The organism is Dictyoglomus sp. NZ13-RE01, from assembly GCA_002878375.1.
In the GTDB taxonomy this organism is placed as follows: domain Bacteria; phylum Dictyoglomota; class Dictyoglomia; order Dictyoglomales; family Dictyoglomaceae; genus NZ13-RE01.
The window spans coordinates 1-19,000 of record NIRF01000009.1 but is presented as its reverse complement, the minus strand read 5'-3'; the positions used below and the strand labels follow the sequence as shown (position 1 = coordinate 19,000).

The window sequence follows — 19,000 nt, the reverse complement described above, 5'->3', positions numbered from 1 at the left end:
ATTTTGGGGAGGTTTTTTCATTAATTTTACTAATCTCTTAAAACCAACCTATTAAACTCTATTGAAATTCTTGCTCCAACTTTTGCATTATTCTTAACAAGTTCTATATTTGCTTTTAGGCTTTCTCCGCCTGTTAGCTCCTTAATTTTATCCAGAAGGAATGGAGTGAGTGCCTTCCCTCTTACTCCCCTTCTTTCTGCCTCCTTAATAGCTTTCTCAATAATTTCATCCATATATTTTTTATCTAAGGAGTATTCTTCTGGGATAGGATTAGCAATAACTACACCTCCAGAAAGTCCCAAGTCCCACTTTGTTTTTAAAATTCTTGCTACCTCTTCCTCTGATTCCGCCCTATAATCTAAGAAAAGTCCACTACTTCTTGTATAAAAGGCAGGAAATTCAATGGTTTTAAATCCAATGACAGGCACCCCTTTTGTCTCCAAATACTCTAAGGTACGAGGAAGGTCTAATATGGATTTTGCCCCAGAGCATACTACTGCGATATTGGTCCTTGAAAGTTCTTCTAAGTCTGCAGAGATATCAAAGGTTTCTTCTGCTCCCCTATGAACTCCACCTATTCCTCCTGTTACAAAAATTTTTATATTAGCAAGATCTGCACAAATCATGGTAGCAGATACTGTTGTTGATGCACTTAACTTCTTTGCAATGGCTATAGGAATATCTCTTCTGCTTGCTTTAATAACATCCTTTGATCTGCCTATAAACTCCAAGTCCTCATCCTTTAATCCTATCTTTATTTTTCCCTTAATTATGGCAATGGTTGCAGGGACAGCTCCCTCCTCCCTAATTATTCTTTCAACCTCTTTTGCAGTCTCTATATTCTCAGGATAGGGCATACCATGGGCTATTATGGTAGACTCCAAAGCAACAATTGGCTTTTTCTCCTCTAATGCAGTCTTAACTTCCTCAGAAAAATCTATATACTCCTTCATCTTTCAAATACCTCTCCTAAAAATTTTTTAATTTTTTCCTCAGAAAGCTCTGGATAAACAGAATAGGGAGTGGATATAGTAAGGGCGGATACAGCAAGCCCAAACATTACAGCTTCCCTAATGGCATATCCATGATAAACTCCATAGGTAAATCCAGCAGTGAAAGAGTCACCTGCTCCCGTTACATCAACCACGTTATAAGGTATGGGAGGGATAAATTCATTTTCTGATGAGACAAAAATACCTTTTTCACCTAATTTAACAATTACTTCTTTTGCTCCCATACTTTTCAATTCATGCACCGCGGTTATTATATCCTCCCTTTCATTATTTACAATTGAAAAAAGCTCCCTTTTATTAGGAATTAAATAATCAATTTTATGGACTAAACCTTTTATCTTTTTTGCTTTTTCATAAGATACAGGATCTACAACAACAGGAATATTTCTATCATTACAAAGATTTACAACAAGTTCAATAATATTGGTATTTAAATTTGTATCTAATACTACAATTTTACTTCCTTTAATTACATCCATTTTTTCTTCTATATATGAAAGGTCAACTTCTTCTAAGATTCTCATGTCAGAAAGTGCAACCTCCATCTCTCCCTTTTCGTTTAGTATAGCAAGATAAACCCCTGTTCTTTCTTTTGATACCTTCACATGCTCCATATTTACCTTGGCTTTTTCCGTCTCCTCATATACCATCCTTCCAAAAAGATCCTTCCCTATACAAGTTAGCAGTATAACTGGAATATTGAGCAAAGATAGATTATGGGCAATATTTCTTCCTACCCCTCCTGGAGAGATATTAATGGCGCCTGGATTTGATGTACCCATCTTCAGTACATCAAAACTTCTCCCCTTAATATCAACATTGGCTCCCCCTATAACGGTAATATAATCTCTTTTTCCTTCAAAACTCAAAGCTAAATCCTGTACTTACAGAATTTATTAATCTTATATCCCTAAAAATTATATCAAGCCTATAGGTCAAAAAGGGCTTAAAGGGTATATGGTTGTCGGGCTCCCAGCCCAAGTTTAATACGAATCCCAAGGAACTACTTTTGCTCTCTTGAGAATCAAAATAATCTAAAACTCCTATGGAGGTATTAAATAGCTCATTAAACCTTCTCTCTAATACAATACCAAAAGAAAAAAGACTTCCAAATTTTGTAAATTCAAAGCCATATCTTTTTGAAATATCCATGGGAATTAAAAGCCTTATTCCCTGGTGGGAAACTTCTATCCCATCCCTATATCCATATCCCCAATGGGGTCTTAAGATTACTTTAGATTTACTCTCAATATATTCTAAGGATTTCCTATCTTTTAGACTTTCAAGATCATATCTATGTTTTCCCTTTGATAGCTCATCATGAAGATTAAAAACTTCCGTATCTGAATCTCTATAGGTTATATAAATAGTTTTATTATTAAGATCATAAACATTTGACCACAAAGTAGTATTTTGGCGCACTCTTCTCAATAGATCTTTTACATCCTCTACATTAAAGGTTTTATCTAAATTCTCCTTAACTATATTATATCTTTCAAAGGATGTTTCATTATCTGGCTTTATATCTGGTCTTGATATAAAATGGTTCGTCATAATTTGTGATTTCAAAGGATCTTTTATTATAACCATCTTATTCTCAACATATTCCACTATAGCGGAATTTCCATCTTTATCAACAATCATGTAGTGAATAATGGGATTTCCAAATAAAACCCCAAACACTACAGAATATTTAGGGAATATGCTTAATGCCTCATCTACAGATTTAGCCTTTGCCAAAACCAATTTCACCATCTCTAAACTTATCCTTATAGGCTTAAAAGGAGAAAAGGGCGTATGAGTATTGGGAACTGCGGATATACCTATAAATAAACCTTTATCATTTATTCCCTCATAGGGCATGTCTACTCCCAGCTGTTCTATGATTGCCATACCATTATCTTTATCCTCAGGAGGAATAAACCATATCCTTCCTCCCTTCCCTTCAGAATCAAAATTTCTTCCTACAAGCACATTCCCATTTTTATCTAAGATATAAAAGATAGTGCATCCAAGAATAGGCTTAATTAATAAGGAGATGGTAACAAAAAGAATGATTAATAATTTTATATATTTACCCATTCTCCACCTCCAGGAGTCCACCTCAAAATTATTTCAAAAACCTTCATTATTTTGAGCTTAGGCACTCCATAATTCTTCAGCCTGAGAGAGCATTTGCGAGGTAAGATTATTAATTTCCTGGTAGGACATGCGAGAGCCTATAGTATTTAATAAAATTTCTTTAAGCTCAGCTCTTATTTTAGCTTTTATAAATTCTTTCCTATTCCAGTCCGTTACTTTTACAAAATTACCAAGCTTATCCACAATCAATTTTGCTATATTTTTTATCTCTTCATAATTATTAAAAATCTTTTCTTTAGAAGATAAAAGATCATAGAAGGCAAGTTCCTCTTCAGTTAAATCCAGTTTTTTACCTTCTTCTTGCTTTTTTCTAATTTCACGAGCTATCTCTATTAGTTTTTCTATAACATCGGTGGTTGTTATTAACCTAACATTATAATTATCAATTAATTTTTCAAGAAGTTCATAAAGGGATTTATATCGGAAGGGATTTCTTCTCAATCTTACTCTTAATTCGTCATTAATTATCTTCATTAACAAATCTGCAGCATAATTTTTATATTCCATATTCTTAAATTGTTCTAAAAATTCTTCATCTAAAATAGAAATTTCTGGTTTTTCTTTACCAAGAAATGTAAAAATATCTATTGGTTCCTCTGCAGAAATACTCTTGGAAATAAGTAAATTAATCTCATATTCTAAATCTCTTGAAATTTCTCTGGTTTTAGCAGTTGAATACTTTACTATCATTTTTTTAATCATTTCAAAAAACATAATATCGTCCTTTATTTTATATGTTTCAGGATGAGGACTTGCGAGTAAATAAAGCTTTTTAAGTGCTATAAAGTTTTTTATAAACATATCTTTTTTATCATCACTTGCAATTTTGTTATATGCAATCGTTGTTAGTCTTGAGAGCTCCTCTGGGCTAAGTTTTCTCCATCCTTTATAATCTATTCCATTAAAAATAGAAGAAATTATGTCATATTTTTCCTTAAGTAAAGTGAGTACCTCATTTATATCTGTAAGCACTTCCTTTATAGCCTCAATAGTGTATTTACTTAAGGACTTTCTCAAATTATCTGCTATCCCTATATAGTCAACAATTAATCCCCCTGGTTTATCTTTAAATACCCTATTTACCCTTGCTATAGCTTGAACTAAAGAATGGTCCTTCATAGGTTTATCAAAATACATAGTGTGTAGGCAAGGAACATCAAAACCTGTCAAAAGCATATCAACTACTATTACCATCTTAGGGTCCTTCTTTGGATTTTTGAAATTATTTAGAAGTTCCTCAAGTTCATGTTTATTCCTTAAATGGGGCCAGAACTCTTCTGGATCTTTATACTTACTTCCAGAAATTACAACAGCCACAGAGGGTGCATTAGGTAGTTTTATTATCTCCTCGTAAAGTTTTATTGCAACTTGTCTCGATATGGTAACTACCATCGCCTTTCCTTCCATTTCTTGTTCTCTCTTATGGAAATGTTCTACTATATCTCTTGCAATCTCTTTTAATCTCTCAGGATTCAAAATTAATTTCTCAAGTTTTGCATATTTTCTTTTAACAGCTTCTTTCTCTTGTTCATCCATAAATTCTGATATTTCTTCGAATTCATCATCTATAAATTCATTTGTCAAATGAAGTTTTGAAAGCCTTGCCTCGTAATATATAGGGACAACTACTTTATGCCTTTTTGCTCTATCCATAGAATAGATACTTATAGGTTCACCAAAGACAAGATATGTATCCCTATCCTGAAGTTCTATTGGTGTAGCAGTAAACCCCATAAATGATGCATTGGGGATGGCTTTTCTTAAGTTTCGAGCAAGTTCTCTATACTGGCTTCTATGGGCTTCATCTGCAATTACAATGACATTTCTTCTTTCTGTGAGTAAAGGATACTCTTCACTTTTTCCTGTACTGAATTTTTGAATAGTTGTAAAGATTATTCCTCCTGCAGATGTTTTAATTAACTCTTGAAGATCTTTTATACTTTCCGCACGATTTACATGCATAAAAGAGAAAAGATCATAAAGTTGTTCGTCAAGATTTCTTCTATCGGTTATAAAAAGTAATAATGGATTTTCAAATTCTTTTATCTTTAATGCTTTTCTGGCATAAAAGAGCATAGTAAGAGATTTTCCAGAACCTTGAGTATGCCATACTACCCCAATTCTTCTATCTTCTGGACTTTTCCCCTCGAGAACACAATTTTTGGTCCTTTCTATAGCTTTTTTAACTGTATAGAACTGATGGAATATTGCTATCTTTTTCTCATATGTTTCTCCGGTTTTATCATAGAGTATAAAATCTTCAATATATTCCAATAAATGCTCCTTCCTGAAAAGACCTTTTAAAAGAACTTCGAGCGAAGTCATTTTCTGATTTTTATAGAAATATTCAAATTGACCTTCCTCAATTTCCCTTACTACAACATCATCATCACTTAATATACCTTCCCACACAAAAAATCTATCCCAATCACTTGTAGGAGAACCATATTTGGTTTCAAAGCCATCACTCACAACAAGGATTTGGGCATAAGCATATAATTGGGGAATATCCTTCATTTTCATTTTATGATCATTGAAGGCAGATTTTGCAGTTTCATTGGCATTAAAGCTTTTAAGTTCAAATACTGCGACTGGTAAACCATTTATGAATATGACTATATCAGGTCTTCTATACATTTCTTTTTCATACTGATACTCAACTGTAAATTGATTAGCGACTATAAACTCATTATTATCCGGATTTTCAAAATCAATTAATTTTACAAGCCTTGTTTTTTCTTCTTTTCCCTCTTTATAGGTGAGTTTTACACCATTGGTTAATAATTCGTAAAATTGCTTCCCTTTTACTACAAAATCTGGATGCTCAAGATGAGTTACTTTTTTATATACCTCTTCAGCTAAAAGGTCATCAAGCCATGGATTGATTTTCTTTATAGCATTAATAAAGCGCCTTTTGAGAATGACATCCCTGTAGGATTCCCTTTCTCCACTTTCAGGGTTTAATTGTGAGCCGTGAATATAACCATAGCTAAGCTCTTTCAACCAGTTTATAACTGACTGCTCAACGAGATAGTCTTCAGTAAGTTTTGCTTTCATATTTTATATCTCCTCCACTCTTAATTTTCCAAAAACCAGCAGAGGCAAGAGGGTATCCCTAATTTTCCTCAAAATCATAATTTGCTTTTGATTGAGGATAATTTTTTGAAAGAGAGGCTCAACGAGGGAGTGGTAGCGTTGGAGAATGGGTAAAGGAGGGAATAAAAGTTTATAGTTTTCAAGGTCGGATTTTTTTAAATTTGAAATATTTGTACCAGAAACCACGGATGAAAGGAATTCTTTAAAATAATCTGAGTTAAGATTTGAAAAAATATAGTCAAATCTTGTTCTAATACAATACATAAATGAACCAAATGAAATTTCGGGAAAATCTGGGTTTTCAACAAAAACAGCAAACTTACCGACCAAACTAGGATTTCCATTAGATCCTACCATAATTATGTCTTTTTCCCTAAGTTTTTTGAATTCCGGAACTTTATGTGAAGGAATAAACATTAAATCTCTGAAATCAATACTTTTGTTATCCATAATATTATTCGCTCTGATCATAGGCACAGATTTTGGAAAATACTCGAAAGAACTTTCATCTTGTTGAAATGAAACACCTCTTATTATTTCTGCCACCTCCCCCAACCTTCTCACTTCCCACCCCTTAGGTATCTCCTTTCCCAAATCTTCATTATAAACAAACTCTTCATCTTTAAAATGCTCAAAGTCGATGAACCAGGATTTAAAAATCGCCATCGCGGTCTTTTCCAAAATCTCATTCTGACGCTTTTTATTCTCAATAAGCTCATCAAACCACGATAAAACGGTAGCAATGCGGGATTGCTCGGGGAGGGGAGGAAAAGGAATGGCAAAGTCCCTAATCAAATCTAAATTCAAATTTTGTTGTGCAGCTCCTGATGCAAATAATAATAACCTTTCTCTATTCCCAATAAAAGAATAAAACAAAAATTCGTTACATTCTGATTCTAAAGCAGCTAGTGCCTGATTGATTGTTGAATATGTTTTTAGAATTCCGACTCTACCAGCTGTTGGGGCGGCATATATTGCTAGAATCAAAGTTCCAGGTGGATAAATTCTTTTTGCGTTACTATTTCTTCTACCCTCTTCTGTAATTTTTTCTTCTGTGTCATATATATAATTATCGTTTACTTCTTGACTTTTTAGCCAATTTATCTCACCACCCCAATATTTTTTTACTTTTCTTGATGGTGTTCCCCCAGTTGATATATTTGCAATATCCCCCAGCCTCTTCACTTCCCAATCCTTCGGTATCTCTCCAATCTCCGTCTCCTTAAATTCTGTTTCCCATCTGAATTTAAGCATAGTTATTACCTCAAATTATCTCATTATATTTCCCATCCTAAGGACTTGTAAACCTCTTTAATTTTCTCAGTCAATTCTCTTTCTTCTCGAATGAGATTTGATAATTCAGAAGAATAAGCCTGCATTTTTTCTTCAAAGGTTTCATCCTCTTCGTTATTAAGTTTTATGCCTACATATCTTCCTGGGGTTAGAACATAACCATTTTTTGCAATTTCTTCCAAAGTGGCTACCTTGGCGAAACCAATCTCATTTATTTTTTCTTCAGATTCTCCTCTTTCAAACATTCTAAATTTTTCAACGATTTTTGCAATATGCTCTTCTGTGAAGGTAACTTGTCTTCTGGATATAGGTTGATACATGTTCTTAGCATAGATAAATAAAGTTTTACCTCTCATATGTTCAGGCTTTGATTTCCTCAAGAACCAGAGAGAGGCAGGAAGAGATACTGTATAAAAAAGTTTTGCTGGAGTAGCTATTATGCCATAAACTAAATCGTCCTCAATAATCTTTTTTCTTATCTCTCCTTCAATACCTCCTGCTGATAGTGCACCATTTGCCATTACGAAACCAGCTTTTCCATTTGGAGCTAAATGATAAATATAATGCTGAATCCAAACAAAGTTGCCATTATTCTCTGGAGGTAATCCATACTTGAATCTTGGATCTTCAGGCTTCACTCTATCTCTTCCCCAGCCACTATCATTAAAAGGTGGATTTGAAACTATATAATCTGCCCTTAGATCAAAAAATTTGTCATCATGATAGGAATCACCTATTCTTATATCTCCTTCAGCTCCCCTTATTACAAGATTCATTTTACACATTTTCCAAACGAATTCCTTTGATTCTTGTCCATATATAGAAAGATTATAAGGATCAATTCCTTCTCTTTCCAGCTTCTCAATAGCAGAAACAAAAAATCCCCCACTTCCACAAGCAGGGTCAAAAATTCTTCCTCCCTTTATATCTAAAATCTCAACAATAAGTTTTGTAAGACATCTTGGAGTATAAAATTCACCACCCTTTTTACCTTCTGCCTCAGTAAATTTCCCAAGAAAATATTCATAAATCCTTCCAAAAATATCCTTTTCTCTGTGAGCTGTGCCAAAATCAATTTGAGAGAAAAGATTTATAAGATAAGAAAGATCATGATGATCAAGATTGATTCTCGTGTATATCTTAGGAATAACATCCTTTAGTTTATCAGGATATTCGTTCTCAAGTATTTCTATAGCTTTATCTAATATTTCTCCAATGTTGGGTTGATTCGCATTCTTTTTTATATAGTCCCATCTTGCCATTTCTGGAATATACAGAGTTTTATCAGCTAAATAAAAATCTCTATCTTCACAAAGCTGTAATTTAATATCTTCAGAATAACCTCTCTCCTTATTTAATAATTCATTTCTTCTTTCCTCAAAAGCAAAAGATAAATATCTTAGAAATATAAGTCCAAGTACTACATATTTATATTCATGAACCTCAACTTTTTTTCTAAGTTTATCCGCAGCTCTCCAAAGTTCATCTTCAAAGTTTAGGTCTATTTCTTTCATACTTCTTTACCTCCTAAAAATTACATTGGTTATATTGTTCATATACTTTCTATTAATTCCCATCTATCTTTGAAATCTTCATAATCTTTATATTCCAACCAGTAAGCCACCTCTCCCTTTTTATTTTCAGTCTTATGTAAGCGCTCTCTTACTTCATCTATTTTCATTATATATACTATTGGGCTATCAAATACATTTCTAACAATTATTAATAAGTCAGCAATTAGGTGAGGATTTGAGCCAAAAGGTACTGCACTACGTTGAGTTAAAGCTTTAACTTGAATGGTTAATTTTTTTTGGGCGTCTTGGCTATAAATTACAATGTCTACTCCTTTTGCGTTCCTTGTTGTAGGTAAACAGTTCCATCCTCTTTTTGATAGCTCATAACAAACATAAAATAAGCCTATATTGCCAACTAATTGATTGTCTCTCTGCATAAATTCCGCTACTCTTTAAGAAGCCTCTTTATTTTTATATTATATCTCATTTATTTTGTTTTATCTAAAATAATCACACCATTTTCTATCATTTTACTAATTGTATTTTCCATTTCTTTAAATTCACTGAGAGAATAAACATGGGGCTCCAAACCTCTTAATCTAATAGATTTTTTCACAATTTTAAATGCATCCTCACGTATAGGGTCCTCATAGACTACAAGAAGGTCTATATCACTAAAGGCAGTAAAATTTCCTTTTGCATAGGATCCAAAAAGTACTACAAGAACCAAGGGAAGATTTTCGGAAAGTTGAGGTAAGGCTTCTCTTATTTTTTCAAGCACTTCTTCTTTACTATATTGTGGATAGAAGATCTTTACAGAACTTGATAATTTTTTCTGCATAATTTATCAACCTTTCCGCCTCAATTTTAGAATACTTACTCCTTGGGGACCCCGAAGGAAGGGCATCAGGATATCTTGTAGGGATATATGCTTTATCTAACTCAAGGGCAAAATCTTTTAACTCTTTTGGAATTTCGTATTGTTTGCTAAGCTCTTCCAAAAGGTCCGCCACGGAATGTCCCCACGCTTGTACTCCTAATTTTTGAAAAACCGCCCTTACAGCCTTCTCTGCAGATTGCTGGGCAGAAAAACAAGCCCAGTTATAAAAGCCGTGCTCTAAGTCATGCTTTGCATGTTCAAGATCTCCCTCAAAAGAGTCCATCCAGTCTTTACTTCTTTCCAAAAAATACCCCTCGCTTTTCCTCAAATTTCTAAGTTCATTTTAAACAAATACAATAAAAGTGTCAAAATAGTTATTGTGAGGTTGAAATAAGCTTTCTTATCTTTACTTCATTTTCCTTTTCTGTAAGGATTATTAAATAATCTCCTGGAAGAATTAAAGTATCTCCCCTTGGAACAATCTCCATTTCCCCTCTTTTTACTCCTATAATTAGAGAATCCTTAGGCAAATTTATATCTTTTATTCTTTTCCCTTCCCATCGGTAGCCAACAGGTACAAGTATCTCTAAAATCACCTTCTCTTTGTTTTCAACTTGGGATAAGATTTTTCTTTCTTCTATTATTCTATCCAAAAGTGAATCATAAATAGGAGCATTTTTTAAAAGTAGAGAGGTCATATAGGCAATAAGGGAAACTAAAGCGGATGGAAAAAGATGGTTAAAGTTTCCTGTCATTTCTGTAATTAAAATGAGTCCAGTAATAGGTGCTCCAACTATAGCGGAAAAATATCCAGACATAGCAAAAACAATAAAATTATTTAGTAGAGATGAATTTAAGTCTGCAAAAGAAATTACAATTTTTCCATAAATAGCTCCAATAATTGAACCAATTGTAAGTAGGGGCATAAAGATACCGCCAGGCACTCCCGAGCCATAACTTATCATTGTAAACATAAATTTAACAAGGAATAAAAGAAGCAAAAACTCAATATTGAATACCTTATGGATTAAGTCATCAATGAGATGCTCCCCACCCCCAAGAACCTCAGGTAGGTAATATCCAATAATGATAGAGAAAAGTATTGGAATTATAGGTTTAATATGGTCTTTTATTTTTTGTCTCTTGTATATTTCCTAAAATCTTAATAAACCTTCATTAAAAACTTTTCCTAAGAAACCCAAGATAATTCCTAAAAATATCAAATAAAAGTATTTATCTAAAGGCATTAGACTTAAATTTCTAATATCAAATACAACTTTTGGTCCTAAAATTAAATAGGTAACAAAAGCGGATGATAATGAAGAAAGCATAACAGAAATTAGTAAAAGAGGTGAAAAGCTTTTGTGCAGTTCTTCTATGGCAAATATAGCACCTGCCAGAGGAGCATTAAAGGCTGATGCAAGCCCTGCACTTTCCCCACACGTAACCAAATATTTTTCCTCCATCCTTATACATTTAGATATCTTGCTTACTATTCCCCCTATAGAAGCTCCAATTTGAATAGATGGTCCCTCCCTACCTAAGGACAAACCAGAGCCAATGGAAAGAATAGTCCCTAAAAACTTTAGAAAAAATATTCTAAAATAGGACATGTCATCAATATAGCCTATAATTTTACCTTTAATTTGGGGTATACCACTTCCCTTTATAAAAGGTTCCTTTTTGGTTATGTATCCAAGCAGTAATCCTATAATCAGTATTTATTTATAACTTCGTATATTTTAATTGATAAAGATAAAATTTTACCTATGCTTATTCTAAAGAAAGATATAGAAATTCCCGATAAAATCCCAATAAGCAAACTTTTTAATAAATAATCAACTCTATGCTTTCTCCATCTTTTATATAGATAAGATATAGAACTTTTCTCCACCATATATGTTAAATGTTATCACTCTCTTAGAATTTGTTTCAAGTTTATTATAATACCTGACCTGTAATTACTTTTATTTACCTACAACCATAAGCACAATCAATAAATCAACCTCACTCTTCCATATTCAGGATAGAGATGCATGATCCAAAAGATGATACAAAAGAGCTTTACACTATTACAAATCCCATATACATGGTATAATTTTAAAAAATGATTAATGATTTAGAAATAGTTCTAAGACTTTTATTATCTGTAGTATTAGGCGGAATTATAGGTTGGGAGAGAGAGAAAGAAGAAAAGCCAGCAGGCCTTCGAACCCATATGTTGGTATGTCTTGGCTCTACTCTAATTATGATAGTCTCAGCCTATGGCTTTCCTGGAAGATATCCCTCTGATCCTGGGAGAATTGCAGCTCAAGTAATAACTGGTATCGGTTTTATAGGGGCGGGAACCATATTAAGAACTGGAGCAACTATCAAAGGGCTTACCACTGCAGCAAGTATATGGACAGTAGCAGGTATTGGACTTGCTGTTGGTGTAGGATTATATTTTCCTGCAATTTTAACTACCCTTTTAGTAGTGGCAACTTTAATTCTGGCAGTAAAACTCGAGGTATCTCTTATTGGAAGCCACAAGCCATTATCCTTAAGATGCGTAATAGAAGATAGACCTGGATCTATTGGGGCTATAGGATCCCTTCTTGGAAGTATGAATGTGGATATAAAGCAAATTGAAATCTCTTCAGAGTGGGATGGAAAAGTTATTCTAACCCTTAATTTAAAACTTCCTGCTAAACTTTCAGAGGAAGAAGTTATAGCAAGATTAGTAGAGCTCGATAATGTAATAAGTGCAGAATGGACTTAAATTTAGAAGCTTAGTCCCACTTCAAGAAGAACCTTTTCTAAATCTTCTCTTAAGCTTCTACTTTCTTCTTCATTTAAAGGAAGAAATGGTCTTCTCATATATCCCTTTCCAATTCCCCTAAACTCTAAAGCTTTTTTAAGTACAGGAATACTGGCACCATCATGAAGGGAAAGAGAAAGTTTTGTCTGTTTCTTTTGTAATTCTAAACAAGCTTCATAATCTTTCTTCTTAAAGGAATCATAAATTTTAACAAAGATTTCAGGGAACACACCTCCAGGTCCTGTTACAGTTCCTTTTCCTCCCATCATGAGAGATGGAAAGAAAGCCCTATCATATCCTGTTATTACAATAAAATCCTTTCTTGTATTATAGATATATCCTAAGATAGTGGAAAAATTCCCACTACTATCCTTTATCCCAACTATATTCTCAAAATCATAGGAAAGTTTAGAGACAAGAGGTATAGAGAGCTCATTTTTAGCTAAAGATGGGATATTATAAAGATATATAGGAATATCTTTAAACTCTCTTGCTATAGTAGCATAGTAGTTATAAAGCTCCTTTTCAGTGTAAGAATAATAAAAAGGAGCTACTATTCCAACGCCATCTGCTCCTACTTTTTTTGCGTGATCAATAAGCTCCATGGTATCTCTTAAATTTATGGCACCACAATGGGCAACTACAGCTATTCTTCCCTTATTCTCCTCTATGATGGTTTCTAAAACCTTTTTTCTCTCCTCTATGGATAAAATCAATCCTTCTCCTGTAGTCCCACATACAAATATTCCATGAACTTTCTTTTCAATAACAAAATTTACATATTTTCTCAATGCCTCATAATCTATAGATTCATCCTCATGAAAAGGTGTCGTATGGGCAACTACTACTCCCTCAAGAAGTCTCATTTTCTATTCCTCCTCCAAAAATTTAAAAATGCAATGTTTTATATGGGTTCTTTTCCAGGTATAGACTAAATGAATATTACCGCTCTTCGCTTCTAAAAGATTAGGATATGAGAACTCAAAGGGCTCATTTTCTACATCTAACACCTTTATCCAATCTTCAAGATTTTTTGATAAAGCTAAACTTAAAGGAGTTCTTTTTTCAGAGCTATCGTTATATGCTAAAAGATAATATCCCTTTCTTAATTTGATAAGATCTATTCCACTATTTGGATTTTTTATAGAAGTTGGGGATGGATTTTCCCATGTTCTTCCAAAATCTATTGATTTTGATTTATAAATAAAACCATCTCTTGTCCTCATAAAACATACAAGCTCTCCATTTTTAACCTCTACAACTACAGGATGAATGCATCCTTTAGGAGTTTTTAGTCCTCCATAAAATTCGAAGGAATCAAAGCCATCTTTTGTTATTCCCAAAAATACTTTCCATTCCCTTTCATCATAAAAAGGAAACAAAAGTTCTCCATTTGAAAGAATTAAGGGTCTTGATCTTATCATCCATCCCCATTCTTTTCTAAATATTTTTTCTTCTCCAAAGCTTTTTCCGCCGTCCTGAGACTCCCTATATCTTATGCTACAAGTATCCCACGCTCCCTTAAGGTTTCCTTTTTGCAGTTCCTCTACAAAGTTTTTTCCTAAATCAGGAGGAAGTCCTCCCCCTTCAATAGTCACATAAAAAAGATATAACCTGTCCTTCCATTCAAACAGTACGGGATTTCCATCCGCCTTGTTAGGGGTGTCTACTACAATTTGAGGTTTACTCCAATTTTCTCCATCAAACTCAGAAATTAAAATAGCTTGATCAGGAGAAGTTTCATACTTTCCTGAATACCAAACTACCAAAATATTCCCATCTCTTTTTTCATAAATAGAAGCACAATGGGAAAAAGGATAACTCTCATTTTTATAGAAAATAAATTGCGAAAAAATCAATTCTAACTTCATCTTATTGTTCCAGACCAACTCATACCCTCCATTATTCTTTTTCTTAAAATTAGAAATACAACAAGAACAGGTAATGTTGCTAAGAATGCTGCCATCATTAGAAGACCGTAATCAATATCATATGCTCCCTGAATAGCTTTTAAACCTATTGGTATTGTAAACATTTTGGTCCTCTGTAAGGCAACTAAGCTCCAAGTATATTCATTCCATGCAAATATGAATATATATATCCCCAAAGCTGCAATTGCAGGTAAAGACATGGGAATAATAATCTTAATTAGAATTTGAAAGGAGGAACATCCATCTATTTTTGCGGATTCTTCAATATCCTTAGGAATAGTAACAAAAAATTGTCTTAAAAGAAAAACACTTATTGACATTGCAATTATAGGCAATATTACAGAAATATGAGTATTAAGAAGCTTAAAACTATTCATTATAAAATAAAGAGGGATAATATTTACCTGCCAGGGAGCAAGCATTGTTATTAAAAAGATAATAAAGAGAATATCTCTTCCCCTCCATCTTAAACGAGCAAAGGAAAATGCGGCAGGAATTGCAAGTATAATAGAAATTATGGTTGACAAACCTGCAATGATAGTACTATTAATGAACCATTGTCCCATAGGCCATTTTTCAATTAAATGATAAAAATGTTCCAAAGTATAAGAAGGAGAAATCCATTTGGGAGGAATTGTAAAAATATGAGGTGTAGGCTTAAAAGCAGTATCTATCATCCAAAGAATAGGTATCATCCAAATAATAGATACAACTATAAGAATAATCCTATATAATAAGTTTTTCATTCTATTTCTCCTCCCAGTCCTAAAATTTTCATTCCTACTAGAGTTAGTACAAACATTATTACTACCAGAACAGAACCTGCAGCTGCTGCTTTTCCCATATCAAAATATTGAAATCCTAATCTATAAAGATATAAAGCTAAAACTTCTGAAGCATTTCCAGGACCTCCATCAGTCATGATCATTACCTGACCTAAAGCAGTAAATCCAGAAATAGTAGTTAATACTAATGAAAATAGAAATTGTGGTCTTATCAGGGGAAATAGAATTTTCCACATAATTATCCAAGTACCTGCTCCATCAATTTTTGCTGATTCCACTAACTCCTTAGGTACAGTTTCTAAGGCTGTTAAAAATATAGTAGTTCTATAACCACTGAGCCACCAGGCAGAAGCTAAAGCAATAGCAGGAACTGCCCAAAAGATACTATTTAGAAATCTTGGAGCTTTCCCTAAAATAGATGATATATAATATGTTATTAATCCAAAATCTGGATCTAAAAGCCATTTCCAGATCAGTGCAATAACAGACACATTTAATAAATATGGAAAAAACAGAAAACTTTCTGAAAAGGTTCTTGTCTTACTCTTTGGGAAAAAATAAAGTAAAAAGGCAAAAGATAAAGCCAAAAGAAGAGTTAATATGATGAATATCCCTGCAAACTCTAGGGTTCTAAACAATGAGTTCCAAAACCTATTATGAGTAAAGAGATATATATAATTTCCAAAGCCTAAGAATTTTGACCCCTTCAAAGGATTCCAATCATAAAGACTTATTACAAATCCATAAATTGTAGGCCAAGCACTAAAAATTAACCAAATAATACCAAAGGGGAGAATATATAAGATCCCCACGAGATCCTCTTTCATTCTCTTACTAAACATAAATAATCCTCCTTTTTGAAGAGGGATGGCTTTATGCCATCCCTCGCTGTTTATTTCTACTTCTTTTGAGCATTATATTCCGCAAGAATTCTATTACATTCTGCCTCTGCTCTCTTTAATGCTTCTTCAGGAGTTATACTTCCATTATATGCAAGTTGAATATTTGTTTGAATAGCCTGTTCAAGTTCTGCTGCCTTAGGATGGTCAGGAGGATAATGTACATAACCTTTCTCTGCCATGTAGGAAAATACTGATAAAGATCTCTTCCATGTATCACTTTCTAAGAGTTCTTTATTCTGTTTTGCAGGAAGATATGCTGGCATATGTCCTCCATACAATCCCCAAAGATAAGACTTTTCGCTAATAAGCTTCAAAACTCTTGCAGCATCAATATAATCTTGGGGAGTTGCTGTCTTGGGAAGCTTAGGAATAACAAGATTATGGCTATTTCCCCAAGTTTTTGGATAATAGAAAATTTTAGGAATGGGAGCTACCCCAAAATCTATCCCAGCAGAAACAGCAGTAGGATAGTACCAATTTCCAGCAAATAGTATTCCTAATCTTCCACTGGCAAATTGTTTGAATCCATCGGTTCCTGGTTCGTTCCACTTATATTTCAAAACTGAATCTACAAGGAATTTTAAAGCCCTCAGCCCTCTTGAATTATTGAAAGTAGCTTTTGTATAATTTTTATCAAACAATTCTCCTCCTAACTGCCAATAAAATATATACCATGCCCTCATAATTTTCCTTGGTAAAGCATCTTCCGCAAAATGAACTGCGTAATAACCTGCCTTCTTTATAGCTTCCGCTGCTTTAGTAAGTTCTTCTAAATTTGTTGGGGGTTTCTCTGGATCGAGTCCTGCCTCCTTAAAGATCTTTTTGTTATACCACATTGCCCACATATGAGTATCCAAGGGTACCCCATACTGTGCTCCATCAATATTAGCAGCTTTCCATAATTGTGGTATATAATTATTTTTATCTATTCCCACAATTTTAAGCAGATTTCCTGCAGGACTCTTGTCTAAAGGAGTCAAAGCATCTTTCATAGATGGGAACATGTTAGTATGACAAATGCCGAGATGTGGTGGATTTCCTGCTACTACTGCATTAAAAAGCTGAGCATAATAATTTTCCCATTGTCCCTGAGTAAGATCTACGTAATAATCTTTTTGGGTTTCATTTACAAGTTTGACAATTTTTTCCATTGCCTGAGCATCGCCACTATGGAAAAGAGTATTAAAATAAATAGTCTTTTTTGCTTGGGCAACAGTAGCAAAAGTTAAAAGTAATGCAATCATTAAAATACTAAGAATTAACTTTTTCATATATTTAACCTCCCCTTGAAAAATTTTCCATAACAAGAAAAACTTAAAATCTTCTCACCTCCTATCCTCCTTTAAAATCATTCTTCTACTTGATTCCCTTACTATTAACCGAGGTTTTAAAACCACAATCTCTTTTTCTTTCTTCCCTTTTCCTTGCAATCTCCTTATTAGAATTTGGGCGGAATTTACTCCAATTAAATATGTAGGCTGAGAGATTGTAGTTAAGGGACATTTCAATAGAGGTGCCAAATCAATATCATCAAAACCTACAATCCCCAATTCTTCCGGAACATTTATATTTAGTTCTGAAATAGCAAGCATAGCTCCTATAGTCATTACATTGTTAGCAATAAAAAGGGCATCAATCTTCCCTTTTGAAAGAAGCTTTTTAACAGCCCTATATCCCCCATTTTGAGTATATTCACCATTTTCTACAAAATCTTCTCTAATTTCTATACCTGCCTCTTCCAATGCCTTTTTATATCCTTCTAATCTCTCCTTTGAAGTCATTACACTTAAAGGTCCAATAATTGCTCCAATTTTTCTATAACCTTGTTGAATTAAATGTTTTACCCCTTCATAAGCTCCAGCAACATTATCAATAATTACCGCATCTAATTCTACTTCCTCGATCAATCTATCTAAAAGGACAATGGGAATATCCTTTTTTAAATAATGGAGTAAATGCTTATGGCTTCCTCCCGCAGGAGTAAGAATAATCCCATCTACTTTTTTACTCTCTAAAACTCTAAAATACTCTTTTTCTTTTTCAATATCTTCATCACTATTACATAAAATAAGGCTATATCCCATGTTGTTCAAAGTATCTTCTATGCCTCTTACTACTTGTGTAAAAAATGGATTTGTTACATCTGTAACTATTACGCCAATTACTTTAGTTAAAGTCTTTTTATGTTTTTTCTTTTCTAATTTGTATCCAAGCTTTTCACTTATTTCTATAATTTTTTTCTTTGTTTCTTCACTTACATAGCCCACTCCAGATAAAGCACGAGAAACTGTTGCAGTAGAAACCCCAGCTGTTTTTGCTATCTCTCTTATAGTAACTTTTTTCATTCTTTAAATCACCCTATCCAACAAAACTGTAATTTTTCGTAGTATAAAATGTAAAATTACATGTGTCAATAGTTAATACGAGGCTGACCTGTAATCAGTTTTTGAAAAGAAAAACCTCCCAGGGTTAGAATTAGATTAGAAAGAGATAACATCCAAACCCCGGGAGGTGAAAACTATGGTCATTAATATTCTACCAGATTTTTCTTTAAGAAAAAAGATAAAAGAAATTTTAATTGTGTTAATAATGAGTTTAATAAAAGAGAAAAAACCATCAATTAGAGCTCTTTCTAAAAAAGCTT

At 33.3% G+C, this 19,000-nt stretch carries 19 protein-coding genes; 1 reads left to right on the top strand and 18 read right to left on the bottom strand.

Annotation, left to right across the window (positions count from 1 at the left end; translation table 11 throughout):
- Positions 1–29: 29 nt before the first annotated feature.
- The 12 genes from CBR30_06855 to CBR30_06800 form a co-directional block, all read right to left on the bottom strand.
- Positions 30–953, bottom strand: coding sequence for a pseudouridine-5-phosphate glycosidase (locus CBR30_06855; protein PMQ01215.1), 924 nt, complete (start codon positions 951–953; stop codon positions 30–32).
- Positions 950–1,882: a ribokinase gene (locus tag CBR30_06850; GenBank protein PMQ01214.1), complete on the bottom strand. Its 933-nt coding sequence runs from the start codon at positions 1,880–1,882 to the stop codon at positions 950–952. The genes CBR30_06855 and CBR30_06850 overlap by 4 nt, the downstream gene beginning before the upstream one ends.
- Complete coding sequence (locus CBR30_06845; protein PMQ01213.1) at positions 1,872–3,095, bottom strand: hypothetical protein; 1,224 nt, start codon at positions 3,093–3,095, stop codon at positions 1,872–1,874. The genes CBR30_06850 and CBR30_06845 overlap by 11 nt, the downstream gene beginning before the upstream one ends.
- A 57-nt stretch (positions 3,096–3,152) precedes the next feature.
- Positions 3,153–6,212: a restriction endonuclease subunit R gene (locus tag CBR30_06840; protein ID PMQ01212.1), complete on the bottom strand. Its 3,060-nt coding sequence runs from the start codon at positions 6,210–6,212 to the stop codon at positions 3,153–3,155.
- Positions 6,213–6,215: 3 nt separating this feature from the next.
- Positions 6,216–7,505: a restriction endonuclease subunit S gene (locus tag CBR30_06835; protein ID PMQ01211.1), complete on the bottom strand. Its 1,290-nt coding sequence runs from the start codon at positions 7,503–7,505 to the stop codon at positions 6,216–6,218.
- A gap of 23 nt (positions 7,506–7,528) precedes the next feature.
- Positions 7,529–9,058, bottom strand: coding sequence for a restriction endonuclease subunit M (locus CBR30_06830; protein PMQ01210.1), 1,530 nt, complete (start codon positions 9,056–9,058; stop codon positions 7,529–7,531).
- Positions 9,059–9,096: 38 nt separating this feature from the next.
- On the bottom strand, positions 9,097–9,495 hold the full coding sequence (locus tag CBR30_06825; GenBank protein ID PMQ01209.1) for a hypothetical protein: 399 nt from the start codon (positions 9,493–9,495) through the stop codon (positions 9,097–9,099).
- Positions 9,496–9,545: 50 nt separating this feature from the next.
- Positions 9,546–9,899: a hypothetical protein gene (locus CBR30_06820; protein PMQ01208.1), complete on the bottom strand. Its 354-nt coding sequence runs from the start codon at positions 9,897–9,899 to the stop codon at positions 9,546–9,548.
- A complete protein-coding gene (locus CBR30_06815; protein PMQ01266.1) occupies positions 9,850–10,221 on the bottom strand; it encodes a DNA-binding protein in 372 nt (123 codons plus the stop codon). Before CBR30_06815 ends, CBR30_06820 begins: the two co-directional genes overlap by 50 nt.
- 91 nt (positions 10,222–10,312) lie before the next feature.
- Positions 10,313–11,089, bottom strand: a complete 777-nt coding sequence (locus CBR30_06810) for a hypothetical protein (protein PMQ01207.1) — start codon at positions 11,087–11,089, stop codon at positions 10,313–10,315.
- Between the two features lie 3 nt (positions 11,090–11,092).
- Positions 11,093–11,659, bottom strand: a complete 567-nt coding sequence (locus CBR30_06805; protein ID PMQ01206.1) for a hypothetical protein — start codon at positions 11,657–11,659, stop codon at positions 11,093–11,095.
- Complete coding sequence (locus CBR30_06800) at positions 11,653–11,835, bottom strand: hypothetical protein (protein PMQ01205.1); 183 nt, start codon at positions 11,833–11,835, stop codon at positions 11,653–11,655. Before CBR30_06800 ends, CBR30_06805 begins: the two co-directional genes overlap by 7 nt.
- A gap of 210 nt (positions 11,836–12,045) precedes the next feature.
- Here CBR30_06800 and CBR30_06795 point away from each other — a divergent pair, with 210 nt between their 5' ends.
- Positions 12,046–12,699 carry a magnesium transporter MgtC gene (locus CBR30_06795; protein ID PMQ01204.1) on the top strand — a complete coding sequence of 218 codons (654 nt, stop codon included), beginning with the start codon at positions 12,046–12,048 and terminating at the stop codon, positions 12,697–12,699.
- A gap of 2 nt (positions 12,700–12,701) precedes the next feature.
- Here CBR30_06795 and CBR30_06790 read toward each other — a convergent pair whose 3' ends face one another.
- From CBR30_06790 to CBR30_06765, 6 genes are read right to left on the bottom strand one after another with little or no spacing between them, the layout of a single operon-like run.
- On the bottom strand, positions 12,702–13,604 hold the full coding sequence (locus CBR30_06790) for a dihydrodipicolinate synthase family protein (GenBank protein ID PMQ01203.1): 903 nt from the start codon (positions 13,602–13,604) through the stop codon (positions 12,702–12,704).
- A 3-nt stretch (positions 13,605–13,607) separates the two neighbouring features.
- Complete coding sequence (locus CBR30_06785) at positions 13,608–14,609, bottom strand: hypothetical protein (GenBank protein ID PMQ01202.1); 1,002 nt, start codon at positions 14,607–14,609, stop codon at positions 13,608–13,610.
- On the bottom strand, positions 14,606–15,415 hold the full coding sequence (locus CBR30_06780; protein ID PMQ01201.1) for a hypothetical protein: 810 nt from the start codon (positions 15,413–15,415) through the stop codon (positions 14,606–14,608). Before CBR30_06780 ends, CBR30_06785 begins: the two co-directional genes overlap by 4 nt.
- Positions 15,412–16,296 carry a hypothetical protein gene (locus CBR30_06775; protein PMQ01200.1) on the bottom strand — a complete coding sequence of 295 codons (885 nt, stop codon included), beginning with the start codon at positions 16,294–16,296 and terminating at the stop codon, positions 15,412–15,414. The genes CBR30_06780 and CBR30_06775 overlap by 4 nt, the downstream gene beginning before the upstream one ends.
- 56 nt (positions 16,297–16,352) lie before the next feature.
- Positions 16,353–17,627, bottom strand: coding sequence for a hypothetical protein (locus CBR30_06770; GenBank protein ID PMQ01199.1), 1,275 nt, complete (start codon positions 17,625–17,627; stop codon positions 16,353–16,355).
- Positions 17,628–17,681: 54 nt separating this feature from the next.
- Positions 17,682–18,701 (bottom strand): LacI family transcriptional regulator, encoded by a 1,020-nt coding sequence (locus tag CBR30_06765; protein PMQ01198.1) that lies wholly within the window; start codon positions 18,699–18,701, stop codon positions 17,682–17,684.
- Positions 18,702–19,000 lie beyond the last annotated feature (299 nt).

What these genes read in the sequence shown, in the direction of transcription:
- CBR30_06855 (PMQ01215.1), bottom strand. Translation starts at nt 953, where the DNA reads ATGAAGGAGTATATAGATTTTTCTGAGGAAGTTAAGACTGCATTAGAG.
- CBR30_06845 (PMQ01213.1), bottom strand. Translation starts at nt 3,095, where the DNA reads ATGGGTAAATATATAAAATTATTAATCATTCTTTTTGTTACCATCTCC.
- CBR30_06840 (PMQ01212.1), bottom strand. Translation starts at nt 6,212, where the DNA reads ATGAAAGCAAAACTTACTGAAGACTATCTCGTTGAGCAGTCAGTTATA.
- CBR30_06835 (PMQ01211.1), bottom strand. Translation starts at nt 7,505, where the DNA reads ATGCTTAAATTCAGATGGGAAACAGAATTTAAGGAGACGGAGATTGGA.
- CBR30_06830 (PMQ01210.1), bottom strand. Translation starts at nt 9,058, where the DNA reads ATGAAAGAAATAGACCTAAACTTTGAAGATGAACTTTGGAGAGCTGCG.
- CBR30_06825 (PMQ01209.1), bottom strand. Translation starts at nt 9,495, where the DNA reads ATGCAGAGAGACAATCAATTAGTTGGCAATATAGGCTTATTTTATGTT.
- CBR30_06820 (PMQ01208.1), bottom strand. Translation starts at nt 9,899, where the DNA reads ATGCAGAAAAAATTATCAAGTTCTGTAAAGATCTTCTATCCACAATAT.
- CBR30_06815 (PMQ01266.1), bottom strand. Translation starts at nt 10,221, where the DNA reads ATGGACTCTTTTGAGGGAGATCTTGAACATGCAAAGCATGACTTAGAG.
- CBR30_06800 (PMQ01205.1), bottom strand. Translation starts at nt 11,835, where the DNA reads ATGGTGGAGAAAAGTTCTATATCTTATCTATATAAAAGATGGAGAAAG.
- CBR30_06795 (PMQ01204.1), top strand. Translation starts at nt 12,046, where the DNA reads ATGATTAATGATTTAGAAATAGTTCTAAGACTTTTATTATCTGTAGTA.
- CBR30_06790 (PMQ01203.1), bottom strand. Translation starts at nt 13,604, where the DNA reads ATGAGACTTCTTGAGGGAGTAGTAGTTGCCCATACGACACCTTTTCAT.
- CBR30_06785 (PMQ01202.1), bottom strand. Translation starts at nt 14,609, where the DNA reads ATGAAGTTAGAATTGATTTTTTCGCAATTTATTTTCTATAAAAATGAG.
- CBR30_06780 (PMQ01201.1), bottom strand. Translation starts at nt 15,415, where the DNA reads ATGAAAAACTTATTATATAGGATTATTCTTATAGTTGTATCTATTATT.
- CBR30_06775 (PMQ01200.1), bottom strand. Translation starts at nt 16,296, where the DNA reads ATGTTTAGTAAGAGAATGAAAGAGGATCTCGTGGGGATCTTATATATT.
- CBR30_06770 (PMQ01199.1), bottom strand. Translation starts at nt 17,627, where the DNA reads ATGAAAAAGTTAATTCTTAGTATTTTAATGATTGCATTACTTTTAACT.
- CBR30_06765 (PMQ01198.1), bottom strand. Translation starts at nt 18,701, where the DNA reads ATGAAAAAAGTTACTATAAGAGAGATAGCAAAAACAGCTGGGGTTTCT.